Raw genomic sequence first — 23,892 nt, 5'->3', positions numbered from 1 at the left:
AAAATATTTTTTGGATGAAAAATTTAAGCTTAATTTAAAAGGGGGAAGAAATATTTTTACGATAAATATATTAAACATCAAAAACCTAATTAAGCTACTTAAATAATACTCGTTAAACCCCAATTAATTATCGACTAATGGTTAAATCGATATTAAATAAGTAATTGGAGATATTTATACATTTACTCGGAATGATCCCATCAGTGGTGGAAGTGTAAAAAGGCATTCAGTCTAAAAATCACAAATAATTAATAGAGAATATATTCTATACATATGATTTTTACTGCTAAACTTTCTGGATAATTTTAAAAACCCAAAATATGTAATCTCAGATATATCCTGTAATAAATCTCGAAGAAGAACCTACTTATATTAAAATATCTGTATAATTATCAGAACCAACAAAAATGATAGAACTAAATCCTCAAATTAGTAGAGTAAAAAATATGATTACGTAAAAAATGTAAATTTAAAAATGGTTTGATTTTAACTAAATTTCCACCATTTTTTAACATTCTTCCCATAACCATAACCATACTTACCTGCATACCCTAAATTAGATTCATTAACATCATTGACAATGAAAGACAGTCCTTTCAATTTTCCTTCATTATTTAACTTAATAGGAAATTCAATTACATTGTTTTCTGTAAGATCTGCTCTTGTAACATAAATAGTATGATTGGCGAACTTGGAAATTAATAGTGTATCCGAAACCACCATTAAAGGAGCCGTATCAACAATAACATAGTCATATATTTCTTTAACTTCATTAATTAACTTTTCAAAACGACTACTCATAAGCAGTTCTGTTGGGTTTGGTGGAATTTTTCCAGAATAAATAATATCAAAAGTAGTGGAATGGACCAACATTGAATTTATTATGTCCGAAGTTTTCAAGCTATTATCAAATAAGTATTCCGTTAGTCCTAAATTTCTTGAGGATTTATTTTTACCCATATTATCAACATCTTTGCTAATAAAAAAATTATATAATTTAGGATTTCTGATATCACCCCCTATCAAAAGAACTTTTTTATTAGTATTGGCCAAAATCATGGAAAGGTTAGATGCAAAAAATGTTTTTCCTTCTCCTGAAACACTTGATGTCACATAAATTATATTATTTCTCACTCCATCCTTAGAAGAGTTTAGTATATAATCTAAATTTGTTCTAACTATTCTTAATGACTCCGTTAAAACAGACCTATCCTGAACATTTACAATTTTTTGATGTTTTTTGTTCAACCTTGGTAGTTCTCCAATTACAGGTATATCCAATACTAATTTTTCCAATCCTGATTTATTATGGATTTTAGTGTCTAATAAATTATTAGCATAAATAATACCAATAGGTAACAACAAACTAAATATAAACGAAACTAAATAAATTAGAGGTTTTTTAGGAGATACTGGAAATCTTCCAACTTGATAGGCCTTATCTATTATTTGTGATTTTGGTGCAGAAGCTGCTAATGATATATTAGATTCTTCCCGTTTCTGAAGTAAGTATAAATAAAGTTGTTCGGTTGTTTGCTGCTGCCTGGTAATATCTCTTAAAGCCCTTTCATTTTGGGGAGCAGTATAAATACTGGAATTTATCCTCGCCTGTTGACTACTTAAACTGTTTACCTGTAAGCTTAAATTGTTTGTCATGCTATTTAAACTAGATTTCATAGTTTGTTTTAAACTAGTCAATTGTTGATCTAAATTAACAATAACAGGGTTTTTATCATTTGAACTTTTTAATAGACGATTCCTTTCATTAACCAGTTCATTGTATTTAGAAGTAGTAGCGGCAATTGAACCATCAGAAAGTCCAACATTTGATGGTAATGGTTCAAAACCTTCTTGACCATCCACAAAATCTTTCATTGAAGCCGCAATATTCAATTGTACCGTAGCATTTTGTAGCTCTTGCCTATTAGCAGCACCAACTGTTAAATTTACATTAGTTTGTGCACCAATATCCGCAATCCCCTTTCCAGTTTTAAAATCTTCTGCGGACTGATCAACACCAGTTAGATCCAAAGATATTTCAGCAATTCTATCATTAATAAATTCAGATGTTTTGTCTGCAATTATTTTTTTATCTTCTATCGCATTCTTATTGTAAATTCTAATTAATGTATTAATAATATCCAGAGCCTTTTTCGATATAGCGTCATTTAACGAAATATTAATTATATTAGATTTATCTGTAGACGGTGTAATTATAATTTTTTGTTGATATTCTTCCGCAACAACAAATACTGGTAAAATTTTAATTTTTATTCTTTGACCTTTATATTTATTGATATAAGCCAAGTTTGGAGTTATCAACAAGTCTCCAATTTCCGTAGAAATTTTTTTTCCAAATGTATAAACTTTCACTGGATCAATTTCCTTAGCTGCATATCCAAATGAAATATCTGAATCAATATCCAAGAAAAATTCAAAAGTTGATTGATTAACTATAGTATCTGCAGCGATAAAATTAACATTGATCGGCTTTTCTTTATAAATTTCGGAATCCTTTACGTTTCCTAAATTTATATAAGAAACATTAAGTTTTAATGTTTTTACGACCTCGATAAAATTAGATCGGGAATTGAGTATTTCAATTTCATCAAATATTTCGTCTTTTGGACCAGAAAGCAAGCCTAAATCATCAAAAACTGCTAATTCCGGTGAAGCACTTTTACTATCCAATATCCTAATTTTACCTTCAACCGCATATTCCGGTGTGGAATACCTAATAAAAATAAATGCTAATACAATTGCAAAAGATACTGACAATACAAACCACTTCCAATGTTTGGTATATGTGATGAAATAATCTTTTAAATCATTTGATGAATTTAAAAATTCCCTAGATTTTAATGACATATTATAATTTAATTTGAAATAGAAATTTTTATTAACTTAATTTCTTGTAAGTAAAAAAACTGTAGAAGTTATCAATACAGAAGCAATAGAGATTGCTATAGAGGCCCTATTATCCAAGGAAGATGCAGTAACTGCAGATCGGTTGGGTTCTACGTAGACTACATCATTTTGTGTCAAATAATACACTGGGGAGCTCATGGCCTCTTTTTTTGTCAGGTCTATTCTAGTGTATACCTTTGTGCCATCAAAATCACGGATGACCATCACATTTTTTCGCATACCTTTAATAGTTAAATCAGAAGCCAACCCCAATGCTTCTAAAATGGTAATTCGCTCCCCATTAACAGAATAAGTACCTGGTCTATTTACCTCCCCAAGTATTGTTACTGTGAAATTTCGTAGACGAATATTTATGATAGGATCTTTCAGATAATCAGACAATTTACTTCTTAAAAAAACCCTCACCTCCTCTGGGGAGAGTCCAGCAATTTTTAGTTTCCCGATTACTGGAAAATCAATCTCCCCATTTTGATCCACTAAATAATCAACCTGCTCTGCCCTAATTCCACCTTCCGAGGCTCCTCTAAACAAATTAAACGGAACACTGGCCTCATTATCCAATGTTGATATATAAATACTAACCAAATCATCCACTTTAAATTTTGGACTAAAGTCGTTTTTGTTGACCAAAGTTTCAAAACCACTGGCATTTTGGAAATACACCACTTCCTTTTTGGAGGCACACGATGAAATTATAAAAACAAGAAGTACTAATAAAATAATTGAAAATCTAGAATGGTTTTTCATGGATATAGTGGTGATTAAGCAATAAAAATATATTGAAAAATTAGGACTGCAAAATTTTCTTGGTTCCTTCATCTCCTTTTTTAGCATCTTTTTTTTGGTCCAACTTACAAAGTTCAGAATTGTTGGACACAAATTCAGGAACAATTTCCTTCATCAGCGGCACAGTATTGGCATTAAAGAACATATTGGTGACACATAACTCTTCAATTTTAGATCTAATTTTGGTATAATCCAGCTCCCTTACTTTACCTATCATAATTTTTTTGTGATAGGTTGGGAGGGTGTTTTCACCATTGGCCAATAATTCTTCATATAACTTTTCACCCGGTCTCAATCCTGTTATTTTGATATCGATGTCTTCAGGGTATTTTAAACCGGACAACTTAATCATATTCTTTGCCAGATCAAATATTTTTACCGAATCTCCCATATCAAAAATGAAAATCTCTCCACCACTACCCATGGCAGCAGCCTCTAATACCAATTGAGAAGCTTCCGGAATGGTCATAAAAAACCGTGTCACATCCTTATGGGTCACCGTTAATGGTCCACCCTTTTCGATCTGCTTTTTGAACAACGGAATGACCGAGCCATTAGAGCCAAGAACATTTCCAAATCTGGTTGTAATAAATTTGGTCTTATTTTCCTGTTGCATGCAACTGATGTACATTTCGGCAATACGCTTGGTAGCTCCCATTACATTGGTCGGGTTAACTGCCTTATCAGTTGATACAAAAACAAATTTATCCACATTGTGGTTCATAGATAGATCCACAATATTCTTCGTGCCTGCAACATTTATTTTAATGGCCTCATAAGAATTATATTCCATTAATGGTACGTGTTTATAGGCCGCGGCATGAAACACCATTGTCGGCTTGAATTGCTGGAAGTATTCGTTCATTCTATTTTTATCCCGTATATCGCCAACAATAGGAACGAAATTATGAAATCCGTTCTGCTTTAATTCTTGCTGAAGATCGTAAAGCGCTGATTCTGCCTGATCTATAATAATAAGTGATTTGTACTCATAATGAGCTATTTGTCTGGCTATTTCACTTCCAATGGATCCGGCCCCACCCGTGACCAAGATAACTTGCCCTTTTAACTCATTGGAAACTTTCGACTTTTTAATATCAATTGGCACCCTATTTAATAAATCTTCAATTTGTACTTGTTTGATCTGGGAGACATTCAATTCCCCGTTGATCCAATCCTCCACAGGAGGTACAATTTTTACCTGTACCGATAATTCGACCAAACTCTGGACAAGCTCCCTTAATTTGTTATTGGAAATATTATGTATCGAAAAAATGATTTCAGAAATATCCCTTTTACCTATAAAAAACTCAGTCAGATCTTCTGGCCCATAAACGGTAACCCCATTGATACTTTTTCCAATTTTCTTTACATCTTCATCCACATAACCAACTACTCTAGCCTTACTGTTCGTGGATGTAGTAAGTGCATTATAGGTGAGAATGCCTGATTCACCAGCTCCAAAAATCAATACATTTTTAGTTATCTTAAACTTTTTTACCAAATTGTCATAACTGGTTTTAAAGACATATCGCGATGCAACCAACAAAATAAAACCAATAAGACTATGGATAATGATTATGGACAAGGGAATGGTAAAATCCTCCAAAATACTGAATTGCCTGTTTAAAATCACCATAAATATGGTGAAGATACTTGAGAGACAAATGGCATTAAAAATGTTGTAAACATCCCTAACCCCTGTATGTCTCACAACACCTTTATAAGAACCTATCATCAAAAATGAAATTATGGCAATTAGTGTAACTACCGGAAATTGCATAGCCAACTTTTCGATATCAAACTCGAAGGTCAAATTAAATCGAATAAAATAAGACATAATAAAAGCTACTGATATTAAAAAAACATCAATAGCAAGTACCAACCATTTGGATGCGTATCTATGTGCGTTATTGACCAGGTAATTTTTTATCATTTGGCTAGTTTTTGTATTATCAAATGAACTATACGCTCTAAATCGGAAGTTTCCAAGTTGGATCCACTTGGCAAGCACAATCCTCTTTCAAACAAATCTTCAGAAGTTCCATCACTAAAATGTAGCGCATTTTTAAAAACGGGCTGCAAATGCATGGGCTTCCATAATGGCCTAGATTCTATATCCTCTTCCAACAATGCCAAACGTATCATTTCCCTTATTTCAAAAGAAGGTGTTAAAATACAGGTCAGCCAACGATTGGAATAAAAACCGTTCGGTTCGTCTAAAAATTCAATTTCGCTCATATCTCCCAAACGGGATTTATAAAATTCATGATTTGCTCTTCTAGCCGCTACCCTATTAGGCAACACTTCCATTTGTCCACGACCAATTCCGGCAAGTATATTACTCATCCTATAGTTATAGCCCACATTGGAATGCTGATAATGGGGAGCATCATCCCTGGCTTGAGTCGCCAAAAATACTGCTTTTTTCTTGATTTTCAGACTTTTAGTGGTCATTGCGCCACCTCCAGAAGTCGTGATGATTTTATTGCCATTAAATGAGAGTATACCAATATCCCCAAATGAACTACAATTTCCTCCTTTATACATACTTCCCAATGCCTCAGCACTATCCTCTACAATAGGGATACCGTAGGAGTCTGCAACTTTTCTAATTTCCTCCACCTTATAAGGCATGCCATATAAATGTACAGCGACAATAGCCTTTGGTTTTACACCATTTTTTAATCGAGACTTTATGGCCTCTTCCAGCAATATCGGTGACATATTCCAGGTATCCCTTTCACTATCCACAAAAACAGGATTGGCACCCAAATATTTTATGGGGTTGGCAGATGCTGAAAAAGTAAAACTCTGGCAAATCACCTCGTCTCCATGAGAAACACCAAGTATTTCCAATGCCAAATGAATGGCAGCAGTACCTGAACTTAAGGCCGCAACCTGTATATTATTACCTACAAAATTTTGAATAGCTTCTTCAAATCGATCCACATTAGGACCCAAAGGTGCTACCCAATTGGTATCGAACGCTTCTTGTACATAGCGTTGTTCATTAGTTCCCATGTGAGGGGAAGAAAGCCATATTTTTGTCTGGGTCATCAAAGTCCTTAAATATAATTTAGTAATATTTGGTTCTTCAAAAATAACCATTGGCATCAGGAATGGACCAAAATGCTTCCATAATTCGTTCAAGCATAAAAATAATCGGTCAACGAACGATTAAGCCAAAATACCTTAACCGATAAAATACCTACACCCTTGGGACAATTACCAAAAACCTATAAATACGCCCTTTAACGACAATATGCATTACTAAAGAATTATATTTGCCATCTTTGAACCCTTTTTAGAAAAGTACAAAGCCAAATGAAAAAGACTACAAAAATATGTTGTATAGGAGCCGGATATGTTGGTGGCCCTACCATGTCCGTGATTGCAAACCAATGTCCAGAAATACAGGTTACCGTGGTAGATATCAATCAGGATAGAATTAACCAATGGAATGATGAAGATTTGGATAAGCTGCCGGTATATGAACCAGGCCTAAAAGAGATCATTGCCTCTACCCGAAATAAGAACCTTTTCTTCTCCACTGAAGTGGATAAGGCCATTGAAGAAGCCGATATTATTTTTATATCAGTAAACACACCTACCAAAACCTACGGGAAAGGAAAAGGACAAGCGGCCGATTTAAAATATATCGAGCTTTGTGCTAGAAATATAGCCAAGGTTGCCAAAACTGATAAGATAGTGGTAGAAAAATCTACCCTTCCGGTAAGAACTGCAGGTGCTATTAAGAGTATTTTGGAAAATACCGGAAATGGTGTGAATTTTGAAATCCTTTCCAATCCTGAGTTTCTAGCCGAAGGTACTGCTGTAGACGATTTATTAAATGCAGATAGGGTATTGATAGGTGGAGATGACACCCCCTCTGGCCAAAAAGCCAAAAACACCTTAAGTGCTATTTACGAACACTGGCTCCCAAAGGATCGTATACTTCAGACCAATGTATGGTCTTCAGAGCTTTCCAAACTAGTTGCAAATGCATTTTTGGCGCAAAGGGTATCTTCCATCAATTCTATTTCAGCATTATGTGAACGAACCGATGCCAATGTAGCAGAGGTTTCAAGGGCCATAGGTTATGATAGCAGAATTGGGTCTAAATTCCTTAATTCTTCTGTAGGCTTTGGGGGTTCTTGTTTCCAAAAGGATATTTTGAACCTTGTATATATTGCCAGAAGTTTTGGCCTCCAAGAGGTTGCAGATTATTGGGAACAGGTCATAATTATGAACGATTATCAAAAAAGACGCTTTGCCGAAAATATCATATCTACCCTGTACAATACAGTTTCCGGTAAAAAAATAGTGTTCTATGGTTGGGCATTTAAAAAGGATACCAACGATACCAGAGAATCAGCAGCTATATATGTAGCAGATGCCTTATTGGAAGAAAGAGCAGAGATTATTGTATATGATCCAAAGGTTTCAGAAAAAACTATTTACGCGGATTTGGATTACCTTAACACCAGATCTCCTGAAGAGAACAGAAGGCTATTAAAGGTAGTAAAGGATCCTATCAAGGCTACTGAAGAAGCCCATGCCATCGCTATATTAACTGAATGGGATGAATTTAAAACGTACGACTGGGACAAGATTTATAACAATATGTTGAAACCTGCTTTTGTTTTTGACGGAAGAAGACTTTTGGACTCAGAAACAATGACAGCCAAAGGTTTTGAATATTACAAAATAGGGGAATCGTGAAAATATTAGTTACCGGAGCTGCAGGATTTATTGGTTTTCATGTTGCATTAAACTTAGTGCAAAAAGGACATGAGGTGTTAGGCCTAGACAATATAAATGGGTATTACGACACCAAATTAAAATTTGCTAGATTAAATCTTCTAGGTATTTCTCAAATTGATGCAACGCCATTTAACATTGTTTGTTCAAGTCAATTGCATGGAGGTAATTTTCGTTTTGTTAGAATGGATATTGAAAATCGGGAAAAACTACCAAAATTATTTAGAAAAGAAAAATTTGATATTGTCTGTAATCTAGCTGCGCAGGCAGGGGTGCGTTATAGCTTAGAAAACCCTGAAGTATATGTAGATAGTAATGTGGTTGGTTTTCTAAACATTTTAGAATGTTGCAGACACTTTAAAATTAAACACTTAGTTTATGCCAGTAGTTCGAGTGTTTATGGACTAAATAAAAACATCCCCTTTAAAATAGAGGATTCTGTTGACAAACCTATAAGCCTTTACGCAGCTACCAAAAAGAGCAATGAACTAATGGCACATTCCTACAGTAATCTATTTGGAATACCAACAACAGGGCTTCGATTCTTTACTGTATATGGGCCATGGGGAAGACCTGACATGGCTCTTTTTTTGTTTACAGATGCTATTGCTAAAAACAAGCCAATAAAGGTGTTTAACAATGGACAAATGGCAAGGGATTTTACTTATATAGAGGATATAGTTGAAGGAGTTATCCGGGTTATTGAAGGTGATTTAAATGAAAGAATTACCACAGAAAATTTATATAAATTATACAATATCGGAAATAATAAAGCTGTTAAATTGTTAGATTTCATAAAAGAAATAGAATCTAATCTTAAAAAAACAGCCATAAAAGAGATGCTCCCCATGCAATCCGGAGATGTAGAGAATACATGGGCAAACATTGATGATTTAATTAAAGATTATAATTATTACCCTAAAACATCTGTGAAAATTGGGGTTAAAAATTTTGTATTATGGTTCAAAGAGTATTACAAATTATAAGGCGTTCTCACACAGAATAAAAAAGTAATTGCAAGGAGATAATTATTTTTTATATGAAATAATTGTAAGTATTTAAACTTGGGTATTAATAAAGCAATATTTTTAAATTCAAATACTTACCCATAAAATGTTATCATAATTAACCATATCATATATAAATGAATAAGATATTAATATACAGCCCAGGTGCATATCAACTATATGGTCATTCTTACGACTACACCAAGGGTCTTTCCGAATCGTTTATTGAACTTGGATATGAAGTGTTTGTTTTTGGGATTGAAGGGCCATTAAAATTTAATGATCCTATTAATGAAATTAAAATATCTAAATCAAACAAACCAATCGAGAAGGTCACATTATTTCAAAAAATAAAATGGGGACTTCATAGGCTTAAGGATTCATACGATTTTTTAAAAAAATTCATGAATTTCTATTTCTCTTTTGAGGAAAAACCATTAATCATATTTGAGACATTCGAATATTTTAGTTTGTCTCAAATAATCAAAAAATTCTCGGATAACTATTTTTGTATTTTTCATGATACAAATTTCAATTTCAAACAAACTTCCTTATTAGCTGGATCTTACAAACGTTTAGCGCGAGTTTCATCAAAGAAAATTGTAAAACATTCTAAGAAATCATTTGTTCACGGCCATGAAATGAAGCTTAATTTTATTGAGCAAATGGGAGAAAATTATAAGGATAAAATAATTGATATTCCTTATGGCGCCCCACTACCCTTTAAATTGGAAAAAGATGATATGATTAAATCAAAATCTCAATTGGGGTTAAATATGAATAAAAATTATTTGCTATCATTTGGCACTTTAAGGTCTGACAAGGAGTTTATACCAATAATGGAAGCTTTAGAAAAGAATTCCAGTTGGGAATGGCTGATTGCTGGTCCTGAAGGAGATTACACTTATAACCAAATAAATATATTGGCTAAAAAGTATAATCTAGAAAACAGAATCATTATACATCATAAATTTATTGAGAATAAAGAGCAAAAATTATACTTTACCGCTGCGGATTTGATCATTAATCTATATAAACCGTATATAAGGCACGAAAGTGGAACTGCCCAATTGGCAAGGGCATATAACAAACCTGTAGTTGTCTCCGGACCACCAGATTTAACAGATTATGTTGTTGAAAAAAACATAGGATGGGTTGTAAATGATAGTCATACTTTAAATGATATATTAAAAAAATACGTTGAATTACCTGAAAGAGATATGAAGTTGATCCATTCAAACATAAACGAATTAGCAATTAATAATTCATGGATTACTGTTGCTAAGAAAATTTTGAGTTTTACTTAAAATCTTCTTTAGAACAAAGTTCTGCTATTAAAAATAAAGGAATTTAAACAATATTGAAAAATATGACTAACAAGAAATTACACTTAGATCCTAAATACTGCATTTTAGTTACTGGAGGGGCAGGTTTTATTGGCTCAAACCTGTGCATAACACTTCTTAATAATGGTAATAAGGTACGGTGTCTTGATAATTTTGCAACTGGAAAACTGGATAATATTAATGCATTATTATCAAATCCTAATTTTACGCTTATTGAAGGTGATATCAGAGATATAGAGGTATGTAAAAGTGCTTGTAAGGAAGTGGATTATGTTTTACATCAGGCAGCATTAGGGTCTGTGCCAAGGTCTATAAAAGATCCAATCACTAGTAATGATGTAAATGTATCAGGTTTTCTTAATATGCTCGTTGCCGCAAGAGATTGTTCGGTAAAGCGTTTCATTTATGCCGCCAGCTCATCAACCTATGGCGACTCTGAAAACATGCCCAAAATAGAGGATGTTATTGGCAAACCTTTATCACCTTATGCCATAACAAAATATGTAAATGAACTATATGCCAATATCTTTAGTACAACATATGGTTTAGAAACAATTGGCCTTAGATATTTCAACGTTTTTGGTAGGCACCAAGACCCTAACGGCGCTTACGCAGCAGTGATCCCGAAATTTGTAATGCAATTAATGAACCACGAATCCCCAATAATAAATGGTGATGGTACTTATTCTAGAGATTTCACTTACATTGAGAATGTTGTTCAGATGAATATAAGGGCAATTGCTGCTACAGATAAAAAAGCCACAAACACGGTGTATAACGTTGCTTATGGTGAACGAACAGATTTAAATGAATTAGTTGCACTATTAAAAGAATATTTAAGTGTATTTGATTCCAAAATATCTGAAGTACAAATAAAGTACGGTCCAACAAGACAAGGAGATGTTCCCCATTCCTTAGCCTCAATTGAAAAAGCAAAAACATTATTAGAGTATCACCCTGAGTACGACATAAAAAAAGGTTTAAAAGAAGCCACAACATGGTACTGGCAAAATCTAAAACAATAATTATTATTCAATAAGTATATATGGGCTCAAGAGTTATCTATATACTTATAAAATATCACGAAAAATAAAAACACTTAAATGAACAATATTAAAATAGCCATAATTGGATTAGGGTATGTGGGATTACCATTGGCCCGTTTATTTGCCACTAAATATTCTGTAATTGGATTCGATATTAACGAAAAAAGAATTGGCGAACTACAAAATGGACTTGATAGTACCTTGGAGGTCTCTGATGATGAACTACAAAAGGTAAAAAAAACTGTTCCCGACAATACCATTGGGCTGTATTGCACTAATAATTTAGATGCTATAAACGATTGTAATTATTATATTGTTACAGTACCCACACCCGTAGACAACACCAATAGACCAATTTTGACACCACTTTATAAATCAAGTGAGACTGTTGGTAAAGTGCTAAAAAAAGGTGATATAGTAATATATGAATCTACCGTATATCCTGGGGTAACAGAAGATGAATGTGTTCCTGTATTGGAGAAAATCAGTGGACTTGGATTCAATACCGATTTTTTTGTGGGTTATTCACCAGAACGAATCAATCCTGGTGATAAGGAGCACACCGTTGAAAAAATATTAAAAGTAACTTCGGGATCAACTCCGGAAATTGGTAAGCTAGTAGATACACTATATTCCTCAGTTATCACTGCAGGAACCTATTTGGCCTCTTCCATAAAAGTGGCTGAAGCCGCAAAAGTAATTGAAAATTCACAGCGAGATATTAATATAGCTTTTGTAAATGAATTGGCAAAGATTTTCAACTTAATGGATATTAACACCCATGAAGTTTTAAAAGCCGCAAGTACAAAATGGAACTTTCTTCCATTTTCACCAGGCTTAGTAGGAGGTCACTGTATTGGAGTGGACCCTTATTATTTGGCTCAAAAAGCTCAAGAATTTGGTTATCATCCTGAAATTATTCTTGCCGGTAGAAGGATGAATGATGGGATGGGAAAATATGTCGCTTCAGAAGTTGTAAAACTAATGGTTCAAAGAGATATTAAAGTGAAAGGTTCTAAAATATTGACGTTGGGAATTACATTTAAAGAAAATTGCCCAGATGTAAGAAATACAAAAGCCGTAGATGTTATAAATAATTTAAAGAGCTATGGTGCTGAAGTTACAATTTTCGACCCTTGGGCTTCACCAATTGAAGTAGAACAGGAATATTCCTTGCCTACATTACAAAAACTTCCCTCCGAAAAATACGATGCCATAGTTTTAACTGTTGCCCACAAAGAATTTTTAGATTTAGATCTTAGGTCACTGTTGAAAGAAGAAGGGGTTATATATGATGTAAAAGGAATATTAAAGGGAATAGCAGATAGAAGTCTTTAAATCTTTCTAAGAAAAAAAAACTTTATTAATTACTAATGTTTTAAATGAAGACTAGCACATGTAATGTGCTAGTCTTTTTCTATGAAACCCATAAAAATTTTACCAAAAACATAGTAGTTGTTTTTAATATAATCCATTTATAATTTTAATTGATATATTCTATCATCTTTTTCAATTCTTTGTTTGATGTATACAGGCTTTCTGGTACTGTTTTAAGCAAAAAAATTCATAGTTAATTTCCGTGATTGCAATTAGCGTAGTCTGTGATTTAATTATTTTCATGAATAATCTATTACTCAGAATATATCCCATATTAATTTGCAGAAAACCAAATCGATAATGAATTTGAGGGTATTCTACTCTTTTAACATGATGCATTTGATTTAACTTCTTCAATTGCTACCAATATCTCTTCCCCATTTTCTTTTTCTAAATCACCTTAGGATATACGTTCTTAAAAATATATTAGATTGCATTATTACCTGAAGAACAACAAGTATTTGTGCATTTCATCGAATTTATAGTTAACGAAAAGTTAAAAGCCGCCTTAACATGATCCAATACGTTTTTCAAATCGTAAAACACTCTGTCGGGCAAAAGTTGCCCTATCAATTAAAAAAATACCTTAAATGAAAAAGGTAAAACTATAACCTAAAGAGTGATAAGTATTTACAAAAATTTTAATTCTGTTAAAAAGAAATGTATTTCATCGAAAATAACTATCCTTTTAACGAAAATTTTAAAATATAAAGTAATATTGTTACACCCAAATAGTTTTACTGTTAACCCCTTAATCTAGTTTATGATGATGCATTACCCCACAAAAATCAAATCTTTGATCCTACTTATTTTTGTCGTTTTTTTTCATATATCCTGTGAAAAAGACTCCGATTTATTACTAGAAGCTATATTGGAAGATCCAATTACAACAGAAGATTCATCCTCTGAGAATGATCCAAACTTTGAAACTAAGTCTTTTACCTTTCAAACGGTTGAAGACGCTTATTTACAAGGTTCTAAAGGCATCAACGAATCTATTATGAGATTGGAAGAAAATAACAGAGTTAGTTTTTTAATGTTCGACCTCTCCCCAATTAATGAAGTTAATGGTGAAATAATAGATGTAGATCTTCAATTTACCATTCATAGTGATCAGGGAAATGGAACAATTGATATTTACAAAGGAATTGGAACTTCATGGAAAGAAGAAGATCTTAACCAAGAAGTTGCTCCGAAATATGATGTCCTTTTGGCTTCAGTATCAAAATCCTTTGAATTGGAAACTACTGAGATAATAAAATTAAATAACAAAGAAGTTAAATCTGAAAAAACTTCATTAGTTCTGACCCATCGGCAGGGAAATGATTTTGCAATAGCCTCCAAAGAGAATAGCTCTAAAAAAGGACCTAAGCTAGTTGTAACCTATATGGCTCCTTTGGGTTCTAAAGATATTGAGGTCACTTATGCAGAGGAGACACTACCTGAAGAACCACAAGAAAACCCATTAGATGAGGAGAAGTTGAACCTTAACTCGGATGTTGCTTACTGGAAAGATAAGTTTGATGCAAAATGGACCACTGATAAAATTGATGCCCTCACGAAATCAAAAAGTGGCAATCATTTTCAAGAATATTATTATTTAGGTTATTATATAGACGGCCTTACCTCAATATGGAGGGCAACTGGTGATAATACTTATTTAAATGAGGCTTTGCAATTAATTGAAAATACCATGCAGGATGCTAAACCTATGAGTGGAACTAATACTGGGTATTTAGGTTGGCCTTCGGATTTATCCAAGTATGGATCAACACGCTATCAAGAAGGTACGAGTCTTTGGGAAGCATTTATGTTCCGTCATGTTGCAACACTTTTACGAATAATGTATGAATCCCCTAATTTAAGATCATCTGGTTATCAATCAAGATATGACGCAATTTTAAATTTTACTGAAAAGCATATTTTCGAAAAATGGGCCGATTATGATGGAGGAATTTACAGGAGTAGAACACACATGGCGTCACATTGGGCTAGAATTGGTATGGAATTGTATATCATAACCGGGAATCAAAAATATAATGAAGTTTTTGAAAATATTTCTTTCGGCACGATGCCTAACAGATCATCTAATCTCAGAAACCAAATTCATTACAACCCTAATGTACCAACGGCTTATATTTGGAGTTCAGAATGGGGTAAAAATTATGACTCTGGGACACAAGACACCTCACATGCTGGGGCTATAATAAGCTTTTGGGTAACTGCATATGAAAACAACATGTACTGGAACAAAAATGATATAGACGCTCTAATTTCAACTTTGGATCAGGTTGTTTGGAAAGATTCAGATGGTGTCAACTTCTATAAAATAATAGACGGATCTGGCTCATATGACTATTCTGGAAGGCTTAATGAATGGCTTCCACTTGGGAGGTATAGCGTTAAAATCCAAAATAAAATAAAGGATAAATATATAGGTAGTAATTTGAAATTTTATGGTTCTCAAACTTTGGGAATAGCATCCTTAAATTCAAAATTTCTTACAGATGGATCTGCTGTTTATCCAGAAAATTAATTATATCAAATTAGTTTATAAAAAAAAGGGGGTCATATGACCCCTTTTTTTTATAAACTAAAATTAGATAGACCTCTATTTCTTTATACATCTTTATTTCTTTCCTTAAATGCTATATTTACAATGTAAATAGTTCCGTTTGAAAGACAGCATGAACTTTAAACGTTAAAAGGAAGAAAATGCAATCAAATTTTAAATCGAAGGATAATAACCTTTTTGTTGGTTTATATGTAATTGGCACAATTATTTTTCTAATTGCATTAGGCCCGTATTTAAAAAGACAAAATTTAGTTACTTCCATACTCATCCCATCACTTACACTACTTGCGTTCTTTTATGATATAAAGACTTTTTATAAGAACAACACTGAATTTATACTTTTGTTGCTAATATTTATTTCAAGCCTATTTTCCGTATTCTACTATGTGAATTATGAAGCATTAATAAATGGATTTAATGGTATGCTTGGTGCTGTATTAGCTGCATATATTCCAGTAGCATTAAATAAAAACGGAGACTATAGCAAATATTTTCACATTGGTTATGTAATATCTATACTATTATTGATAGCAATTATGTACTATGAAGGGAATTTTAATTTTTCTAATTTTGCATCTAAAGTAGATTACCGAGATCGCTTTTTGTTGAATGCCAATGCATATTCATACTTTAGTTTTTTTGCCAACTTCTCATTAATATATTTATATCAGAAATATAAATCTACATTATGGATGATTTTATTAATATCACTTCCATTACTTTTTATAATTATTTCTTTTGCAACTCAATCTCGATCTGGTATTTTTATAATAATAATTATAAATTTATGCTATTGGTTTTTTATAAATAAAATAAATCCCAGCAACAAATTAAAAAAAATATTCAGGGGGATTTTAATTTTCTCAATATTCATTTTTATTGGCATTCAGTTTATCAAAATTTATGAAAATTCAAGAATCAAAAATAGAATAGAAGTCACAGGAACTAAGGTTGATTCTAGAGAGGTTTTGATTTATGAAAGTTTGAAAGTATTTGGAAATAATCCCTTTCTTGGAGTTGGGCTAGGACAATTGATTTATCATAATGGTATTGGCCAGTTTTCACACAATTCATATGTTGAAATTTTGGCCGAACAAGGTATCTTTGGAGGAATACTACTGTTATTTCTTTTTGGTATTCCTTTGATAAAATGTTGGCGCTTGATAATGCTAAATCCTAACGACAAGGTTTTAAAAATAAATCTATTATTTTTCATCTGTTTTTACTTGTTCAACAATATCTACCCCTTTTATAAGTTTACTTTTTCTATGATGTATTTTTTTATGATCATTAGTATCCAAAATAAATTGGAAATTCATAAAAGTAAATAATCCCAATTAAAATATTCGATAATTCAATATGTCACTGAAATTAAAAGCAATTAACAGTTTTAGTTGGACTCTATTTGAAATGATATTCAATCAAGGTTCTATATTTTTAGTAGGAATCATATTGGCGCGTATTTTAAGTCCTCAAGATTTTGGAATTATTGGATTAATAACTGCCTTTATAGCCGTAACCAATTCTATTATCGAAGGTGGATTCAGTAGTGCGTTAATACGAAAAATAAATGTAACCAATACTGATTATAATACGGTTTTCTTTACGAATTTACTTGTTTCTACAACTTTATATTTAATCCTATTCTTTTCAGCTGAAGTATTATCCAAATTTTTCGAGACACCTATATTGGCTGAAATTCTTAAATATTCTGGAATTATATTAATAATTAATGCCACTACTTTAGTTCAAACAAGTATATTATCCAGAAATCTCAACTTTAAAACTCAAGCAATTATTTCAATAACAGCTTCTATTAGTTCTGGTCTGATTGCAATATTTATGGCATATAGGGGATATGGGATATGGAGTCTAGTTATACTTTCTATTTTAAGGCCCTTTTTAAATTCAACATTATTATGGCTCAATAATAATTGGCGCCCATCGCTAGAATTTTCGAAAAATAGCTTTAAGGAACTGTTTAATTATGGGTATAAGCTTTTAATGGCAAATTTAATCAATACCATTTATAAGAATATTTATTATGTTCTCATTGGAAAGTTTTTCTCCCCAATTTCATTAGGGTATTATACTCGTGCAGAACAATTTCAATCTCCTGTCTCTGGAAATATTACAGCAGCACTAAGAAGAATCAGTTTTCCCATTCTTTCTTCTTTACAAAATGATAATATTAAATTAAAAACAACATTTACGAGATTTTTAAGATTTAGTATATTTTTAAATTTTACAATTATGCTAGGTATAGCAGCAATCGCCCAACCAATGGTATTATTATTAATTGGAGAGAAATGGTCTTCATCAATAATTTATTTACAATTATTGTGCATCCCTGGTATGTTATATCCCTTGCAAATCTTACATTTAAATCTATTATTGATTAAAGGATATTCTAATTTAAATCTTAAGCTCGAAATTGCTAAAAAAATAATTTTAATACCCCTTATTTATATTACAGTATTAATAAGTATCAAAGCAATGTTGTTTGGTTTAGTCGTCTTTTCTCTCATCGAATATTTTATAAACAGTTTCTATACTAAAAAGTTTCTTGACTATTCAATCAAGGATCAAATGAAGGATATTTTTCCCTTTTTAATTATTTCATTATTAACTGCTTCATCTATGTTTATTGTAACCCTATTTGATTTGAATAATTTTTTTATGTTATTAATTCAATTAGCAGTAGGATCATTTATTTTTATAATCACAAATGAAATAATGAATGTAAATGAGTATATCGAAATAAAAAAAGTAATCTCTAATATTATTAAAAAATCACTATTCAAATAAAAAAATGAATAATAAAAAAAATATAGCCTTTTTATTGACCAGAATTTCTGAAAGAGGAGGAATCTCCAGGGTAGTTTCAATTATAACCAATGTGCTACAAAAAACCGAATTATATAATATACACATTATTAGCTACATAAAAAAAGAAGAATATGGTTATAAATGGAATAATAAGATAATATATCATGACCTATTAGATGAAAGTATTCCAATGAAAAAAGGACTACCTAAGGCTGCTTTTGGCCTTAGAAAAATCATTAACAAAAATAATATTGAAATATTGATCAGCTGCGGGCAGCTTGTTGGTCCTTTAGGAGTAATTAGCACCTTATTTAAAAAAACTAAACATGTATATTGGTCTCATTCAAGTTTTAAAGCTAAAACTGGCAATAAATTTAAGGAGGTAAATGAACAATTTACAGCGATCTTTGCCAATGCAATAGTAAGCTTAACCAAAACAGATTTAAAAAATTACAAACATGGGACCTTCGCTAGTAATATAAAGCAGATATACAATCCAATTGACCCAAGAGCAGTAAACTCACATTTACCCTATAAGTTAAATGCAAAAAAAATTATAAGTGTAGGTCGCTTGACAGATCAAAAAAATTTTGAATTGCTAGTTGATGTGGCCAAAATTGTTCTAGAAAAGCATAAAGATTATGTATGGCATATTTATGGTTCAGGCGAAAATGAACATAAAATTCAAAAAAAAATTGAACAAAATGGATTAATTGATAAGTTAGTTCTTAAAGGACAATCAAATGATTTGTATTCTATTTATAATCAATATTCTTTTATGGTAATGACATCTAAATATGAAGGATTTCCAATGAGCTTAATTGAAGGACTTGCTAACAATTTACCATTAATAAGTTTTGATATCCCTACTGGTCCGAGTGAAATTATCAGAAACAATATTAATGGATTTTTAATCAGACCATTTCGTATTATAGAAATGGCTAACAAAATAGATGAATTAATTATCAATGAAGATAAACGAATCTCATTTTCAAATAATAACAAAGAGTTTATTAATGATTTTAATATTCATTCAATAACAACAAAATGGATTAACTTGTTTAATTCCCTAAAAAATTAAATAAACACAATTTTACGTTTATAACCTCATTTTAATTTGATAAATTAAAAGTAATATTTAATAGTACTAATTACCAATGAATAAATTAAATTGTCTTCATATTTGTAATGATTTTTTGGGAAGTAAAGTCCACCGAAACTTGTATCGTTCTTTAGAGGGATTAAAAATACAACAGACGGTATATTACCCAATAAGATTACTTGGTTCAAATGAATATATATATTCGCTTCCAGATTCAAGCATCAAAATAATTGGATCAAAGCCCATAAAAAAATATCATAAGTATTTATTCCGGGATAAAATTTCTCACTTATATAAGGACCTTAAATTAAAAACTGAACTTGCTAATTTCGATCTTATTTGCGCAACCACACTATTTGTTGATGGTGCGCTGGCATTAAAAATTTATAAGGAATTCAATATTCCATATATAATAGCAGTTAGAGGCACCGATTTAAACGGCTATCTAAAATACCGATTAGATCTCTTCTCCTTAGCTAAGGAGATCTTATACAGTGCTAAAAAGATTATTTTCATTAGTGATTCTTTGGAAATAAATTTTAAGAAACATTATTATATTAAAAACTTAAAAAAACATATCTGGTCAAAATGTGAAGTTATATACAATGGATTGGATTCAATTTGGATTGAAAACCTTAAAAAAAAGAAGTCTATCAATCCTAGCAAAATACTTTATATTGGGAGGTTTGATAAGAATAAAAATGTCTTAAAATTAGTTTATAGTGTTATAGAGTTACAAAAGAAGCTACCTGACTTGCAAATTACACTTGTAGGAAAAAAAGGGGAGGAAGAAAATGAAATTAAAACTCTTTCTTATAAATATCCACACATTGTAAATTTCATTGGTCCCATATATGATAAAACTGAACTTAAGGAAATATTTTGGACCAACCATATTTTTGCAATGCCCTCTTATAGCGAAACTTTTGGTTTGGTTTACATAGAAGCACTTTCACAAGGACTACCAGTAATATATTCAAAAGGTCAAGGGATAGATGGCTTATTTAAAGCAAAAGTTGGAGAAGCGGTTGATCCCCACTCCATTAACAGTATAGGAATTGGATTATTAAAAATTATTAATAATTACAATGAATATCATTTAGAGAAAGTTGATTTTTCTATATTTGATTGGAATAATACTACTAAAAAATATTATACAATTTACAAATCAATAGTTCAAGAATAAGAGCCAAATTACACGTTTAAAATTATTTACAAAAAGCCCATTTAGTCATTTATCCCATGAAAATCTTATATATTCATCAATATTTTACAACTCCTGAACAACCTGGGGGGACTCGATCCTATTGGATTAGCAAAGAGTTAATCAAACATGGGCATGATGTAACCATGTTAACTACAACAAATAAGAAGAGTAAAAAAGTAAATATTGATGGTATACATGTTGTTTATCTGAAAATTCCATATAGTAGTCATATGGGCATATTACATCGCCTTTTGGCTTTCATTAAATTCATGCTTGCCACCACTTTATTTGTTCTAAAAAGCAATAAATTTGATTTAATACTAGCCACTTCAACACCATTAACAGTTGGCTTTCCTGCACTTGTAGGTAAAAAAATAAAAAAAATACCGTACTTTTTTGAGGTAAGGGATTTATGGCCAGAGGTTCCCATACAAATGGGGGCATTCAAAAATAAAATTATCATTAAGTTAACCAAATGGTTTGAAAGATCCATATATCGGAATGCTTACCATATTGTTGCACTATCACCTGGAATGTATGAAGGAGTAATTTCAACTGGCGTAGGTGATGAAAAAGTATCAATGATTCCTAATATGTCCAAAATTGATAAATTTTGGCCACATAAAAAAAATGAGCAACTTATTGAGGAGTTCAAATTAGATCCAAACACCTTTAAGGTGATATATTTTGGTGCAATGGGTATTGCCAATGGGATGAATTATATTTTAGATGCAGCAAAATTATTGTCAAATCGAAAAGATATTGAGTTTTTATTTTTCGGATTTGGATCTATGAAACCTATTCTTGAAAAAAGATGTGTAGATGAAGAAATTTCAAATATTAGATTTTTTAAAGGTGAACCAATGGAACGATTGTCAGAAATTGTCAATTTTTGCGATATTTCCTTAGTGACATTTTCTAATTTACCTATTCTAGCAACTAATTCACCTAACAAACTATTTGATTCATTATCAGCAGGGAAGCCAATAATTGTCAACTCCCCTGGATGGACAAAGGATATGGTAGAAAAATACAATTGCGGAGTTTATGTTAACCCTGAGATTCCTATTGAATTATCCAATCAAATTATTAATTTGAAAAATAATCCTGAATTGTGTGATATAATGGGTGTAAATTCTAGAAAATTAGCAGAAAATACTTTCGATAAATCCATATTATGTGATCAGTATGCAAAATTAATTGCTAGTACATTATAAATTTTATTATCCTATGTGTTGTAAATGTTTAATTTTTAAAAGGTAAAAAAAATAGTAGCATTACTTGATATAAATAAAAGCTTCTATAAAAACTAAATCACCCTAAAAATATAGCATTTAAAGGTTATCCTCCTTTAATTTTGTAATACTGTATACAGTATCATTTTTTATCCTTGAAAATTGCCTTTCAACCATTATTATTTATTTCTATATTAGATACTGGTAACTTTGAGACATGAATTATAAATATATTAAACGATTTTTCGATCTTGTATCCTCAGTAACAGGACTTGTTCTAACATTCCCAATAACAGCTATTATCACATTGTATTTATTATTCTATAACAATGGAAAACCATTTTTTTTACAGCAGAGGCCCGGTAAAAATGGTAAATTGTTTAAGATTATTAAGTTTAAAACCATGAATGACAACATGGATAGTGATGGTAATTTATTGCCATATGAAAAGAGAATTACAAAATTGGGGATTATTATTAGAAAGTATTCCTTAGATGAGTTACCTCAACTAATAAACGTTTTAAAAGGAGATATGAGTTTAATTGGTCCAAGGCCATTATTAACTAAGTATTTACCGCTCTATAACGAATATCAACTTCGGAGACACGATTTAAAACCTGGAATAACTGGTTGGGCACAAGTAAATGGTAGAAATGCTATATCATGGGAACAAAAATTTAACTTAGATATTTATTATGTTACTCATATTAGCTTTTTTTTAGACCTTAAAATACTCCTACTAACCATTAAAAAAGTTCTAATTAAGGAAGGTGTTAACAGTTCAGACAATCTTAACATGGCTGAGTTTATAGGTAACAATTAAGATTAGTTGATTTAAAATTTTAATTGTAAATTATTAGGGGCTTAGTAATTATTTTTTTAAGAAATTTTATAATCTAATAAATGAATAAGAAAACATCTAAACATATCAGGATTTATGGAGCAGGTGGACATTCTAAAGTTGTAAAGGAAGTTTTGCTTCTAAATGGTTTTGAAATTTCTAAAATTTTCGATGATAATATTGAAACCAATGATAGATACAATTCTGAAATCACACATGGAGCAAGACAAAATATGGATCAATTTCCTCATAATGGGCCCCCTATCATTATAGCCATAGGAAATAACCTAATTAGATCAGAAATTGCACAAATGTTAAGTAGTGAGTTTGGGCAAGCATTTCATAGTTCAGCTATTATTGCTAGTAATGCTATTATAGATGAAGGAACCGTGGTTTTTGCCGGAGCCGTAATTCAACCAAATACTAAAATTGGGAAACATGTAATTATAAACACATGTGCTAGTGTTGATCACGATAACATTATTGGCGACTTTGTACATATTTCTCCAAATGTCACTTTATGTGGAAACGTTGAAATCATGGAAGGCACTCAGATCGGATCTGCGGCTGTTGTAATACCTAACGTTAAAGTTGGCAAGTGGTGTGTTATTGGTGCAGGCACTGTGATAATAAGAGATGTTCCTGATTATTGTACTGTTGTTGGTAACCCTGGACGTATAATTAAACGCAGATCGAAAACCTTAAAGAAATAAAAAAATATATTAAAATAAATTTCTGTTTTGTAATAATTTAAATGATTTAAAGTTTTAATTATATCAAACTTTTTGACTATTTTCTATTTGTTAATGGAAAGGCAAAGAACTTAAATGATAAATACTAAATTATATC

General features: G+C 31.4%; 17 protein-coding genes. 13 read left to right on the top strand and 4 right to left on the bottom strand.

Translation table 11 applies throughout. The features are described 5' to 3' along the window. Positions 1–486: 486 nt before the first annotated feature. Genes SB49_RS02470 through SB49_RS02455 form a run of 4 tightly spaced genes read right to left on the bottom strand, consistent with a single transcriptional unit; the run spans position 487 to position 6,774 of the window. Positions 487–2,868 carry a GumC family protein gene (locus tag SB49_RS02470; RefSeq protein ID WP_062053526.1) on the bottom strand — a complete coding sequence of 794 codons (2,382 nt, stop codon included), beginning with the start codon at positions 2,866–2,868 and terminating at the stop codon, positions 487–489. 36 nt (positions 2,869–2,904) lie between these two features. Then, a complete protein-coding gene (locus tag SB49_RS02465; RefSeq protein ID WP_062053524.1) occupies positions 2,905–3,675 on the bottom strand; it encodes a polysaccharide biosynthesis/export family protein in 771 nt (256 codons plus the stop codon). A gap of 40 nt (positions 3,676–3,715) precedes the next feature. Further along, a complete protein-coding gene (locus SB49_RS02460; protein WP_062053522.1) occupies positions 3,716–5,650 on the bottom strand; it encodes a polysaccharide biosynthesis protein in 1,935 nt (644 codons plus the stop codon). Then, positions 5,647–6,774, bottom strand: coding sequence for an aminotransferase class I/II-fold pyridoxal phosphate-dependent enzyme (locus SB49_RS02455; RefSeq protein ID WP_062058771.1), 1,128 nt, complete (start codon positions 6,772–6,774; stop codon positions 5,647–5,649). Before SB49_RS02455 ends, SB49_RS02460 begins: the two co-directional genes overlap by 4 nt. 267 nt (positions 6,775–7,041) lie before the next feature. Here SB49_RS02455 and SB49_RS02450 point away from each other — a divergent pair, with 267 nt between their 5' ends. The 13 genes from SB49_RS02450 to SB49_RS02385 all read left to right on the top strand — a co-directional run bounded on the left by SB49_RS02450 (position 7,042) and on the right by SB49_RS02385 (position 23,756). Further along, the gene (locus tag SB49_RS02450; RefSeq protein ID WP_062053521.1) at positions 7,042–8,439 is read left to right on the top strand and encodes a nucleotide sugar dehydrogenase; all 1,398 of its coding nucleotides are present in this window, start codon (positions 7,042–7,044) and stop codon (positions 8,437–8,439) included. Further along, positions 8,436–9,464, top strand: a complete 1,029-nt coding sequence (locus SB49_RS02445) for an NAD-dependent epimerase (protein WP_062053520.1) — start codon at positions 8,436–8,438, stop codon at positions 9,462–9,464. Before SB49_RS02450 ends, SB49_RS02445 begins: the two co-directional genes overlap by 4 nt. A 158-nt stretch (positions 9,465–9,622) precedes the next feature. After that, a complete protein-coding gene (locus tag SB49_RS02440; protein ID WP_062053519.1) occupies positions 9,623–10,792 on the top strand; it encodes a glycosyltransferase in 1,170 nt (389 codons plus the stop codon). Positions 10,793–10,854: 62 nt separating this feature from the next. Next, positions 10,855–11,856, top strand: a complete 1,002-nt coding sequence (locus SB49_RS02435; protein WP_062053518.1) for an SDR family oxidoreductase — start codon at positions 10,855–10,857, stop codon at positions 11,854–11,856. A 78-nt stretch (positions 11,857–11,934) separates the two neighbouring features. Beyond that, positions 11,935–13,215, top strand: a complete 1,281-nt coding sequence (locus SB49_RS02430) for a nucleotide sugar dehydrogenase (protein ID WP_062053517.1) — start codon at positions 11,935–11,937, stop codon at positions 13,213–13,215. A gap of 835 nt (positions 13,216–14,050) precedes the next feature. Further along, positions 14,051–15,790 (top strand): hypothetical protein, encoded by a 1,740-nt coding sequence (locus SB49_RS02420; protein WP_145758346.1) that lies wholly within the window; start codon positions 14,051–14,053, stop codon positions 15,788–15,790. Positions 15,791–15,969: 179 nt separating this feature from the next. Then, a complete protein-coding gene (locus SB49_RS02415) occupies positions 15,970–17,160 on the top strand; it encodes an O-antigen ligase family protein (RefSeq protein WP_062053511.1) in 1,191 nt (396 codons plus the stop codon). Positions 17,161–17,188: 28 nt separating this feature from the next. Continuing rightward, entirely contained in the window at positions 17,189–18,637 is a 1,449-nt protein-coding gene (locus SB49_RS02410; RefSeq protein ID WP_062053509.1) for a lipopolysaccharide biosynthesis protein, read from the top strand. Between the two features lie 4 nt (positions 18,638–18,641). Further along, positions 18,642–19,739 (top strand): glycosyltransferase, encoded by a 1,098-nt coding sequence (locus tag SB49_RS02405; protein WP_062053507.1) that lies wholly within the window; start codon positions 18,642–18,644, stop codon positions 19,737–19,739. A gap of 76 nt (positions 19,740–19,815) precedes the next feature. Continuing rightward, positions 19,816–20,946 (top strand): glycosyltransferase family 4 protein, encoded by a 1,131-nt coding sequence (locus tag SB49_RS02400; protein WP_062053505.1) that lies wholly within the window; start codon positions 19,816–19,818, stop codon positions 20,944–20,946. 56 nt (positions 20,947–21,002) lie between these two features. Next, positions 21,003–22,184, top strand: coding sequence for a glycosyltransferase family 4 protein (locus tag SB49_RS02395; protein WP_062053503.1), 1,182 nt, complete (start codon positions 21,003–21,005; stop codon positions 22,182–22,184). A gap of 235 nt (positions 22,185–22,419) precedes the next feature. Further along, complete coding sequence (locus SB49_RS02390; protein ID WP_062053501.1) at positions 22,420–23,025, top strand: sugar transferase; 606 nt, start codon at positions 22,420–22,422, stop codon at positions 23,023–23,025. Positions 23,026–23,105: 80 nt separating this feature from the next. Beyond that, positions 23,106–23,756, top strand: a complete 651-nt coding sequence (locus tag SB49_RS02385; protein WP_200960641.1) for an acetyltransferase — start codon at positions 23,106–23,108, stop codon at positions 23,754–23,756. Positions 23,757–23,892: the final 136 nt, after the last annotated feature.

This window comes from Sediminicola sp. YIK13 (assembly GCF_001430825.1).
In the GTDB taxonomy this organism is placed as follows: Bacteria; Bacteroidota; Bacteroidia; order Flavobacteriales; family Flavobacteriaceae; genus Sediminicola.
Note: the sequence above shows the minus strand (reverse complement) of the source record. Positions and strands in the feature narration are given on the sequence as shown.

Bases quoted from the DNA above. Each gene is read 5' to 3' on its own strand.
- SB49_RS02470 (WP_062053526.1), bottom strand. From the start codon at position 2,868: ATGTCATTAAAATCTAGGGAATTTTTAAATTCATCAAATGATTTAAAA.
- SB49_RS02465 (WP_062053524.1), bottom strand. From the start codon at position 3,675: ATGAAAAACCATTCTAGATTTTCAATTATTTTATTAGTACTTCTTGTT.
- SB49_RS02460 (WP_062053522.1), bottom strand. From the start codon at position 5,650: ATGATAAAAAATTACCTGGTCAATAACGCACATAGATACGCATCCAAA.
- SB49_RS02455 (WP_062058771.1), bottom strand. From the start codon at position 6,774: ATGACCCAGACAAAAATATGGCTTTCTTCCCCTCACATGGGAACTAAT.
- SB49_RS02450 (WP_062053521.1), top strand. From the start codon at position 7,042: ATGAAAAAGACTACAAAAATATGTTGTATAGGAGCCGGATATGTTGGT.
- SB49_RS02440 (WP_062053519.1), top strand. From the start codon at position 9,623: ATGAATAAGATATTAATATACAGCCCAGGTGCATATCAACTATATGGT.
- SB49_RS02435 (WP_062053518.1), top strand. From the start codon at position 10,855: ATGACTAACAAGAAATTACACTTAGATCCTAAATACTGCATTTTAGTT.
- SB49_RS02430 (WP_062053517.1), top strand. From the start codon at position 11,935: ATGAACAATATTAAAATAGCCATAATTGGATTAGGGTATGTGGGATTA.
- SB49_RS02415 (WP_062053511.1), top strand. From the start codon at position 15,970: ATGCAATCAAATTTTAAATCGAAGGATAATAACCTTTTTGTTGGTTTA.
- SB49_RS02410 (WP_062053509.1), top strand. From the start codon at position 17,189: ATGTCACTGAAATTAAAAGCAATTAACAGTTTTAGTTGGACTCTATTT.
- SB49_RS02405 (WP_062053507.1), top strand. From the start codon at position 18,642: ATGAATAATAAAAAAAATATAGCCTTTTTATTGACCAGAATTTCTGAA.
- SB49_RS02400 (WP_062053505.1), top strand. From the start codon at position 19,816: ATGAATAAATTAAATTGTCTTCATATTTGTAATGATTTTTTGGGAAGT.
- SB49_RS02395 (WP_062053503.1), top strand. From the start codon at position 21,003: ATGAAAATCTTATATATTCATCAATATTTTACAACTCCTGAACAACCT.
- SB49_RS02390 (WP_062053501.1), top strand. From the start codon at position 22,420: ATGAATTATAAATATATTAAACGATTTTTCGATCTTGTATCCTCAGTA.
- SB49_RS02385 (WP_200960641.1), top strand. From the start codon at position 23,106: ATGAATAAGAAAACATCTAAACATATCAGGATTTATGGAGCAGGTGGA.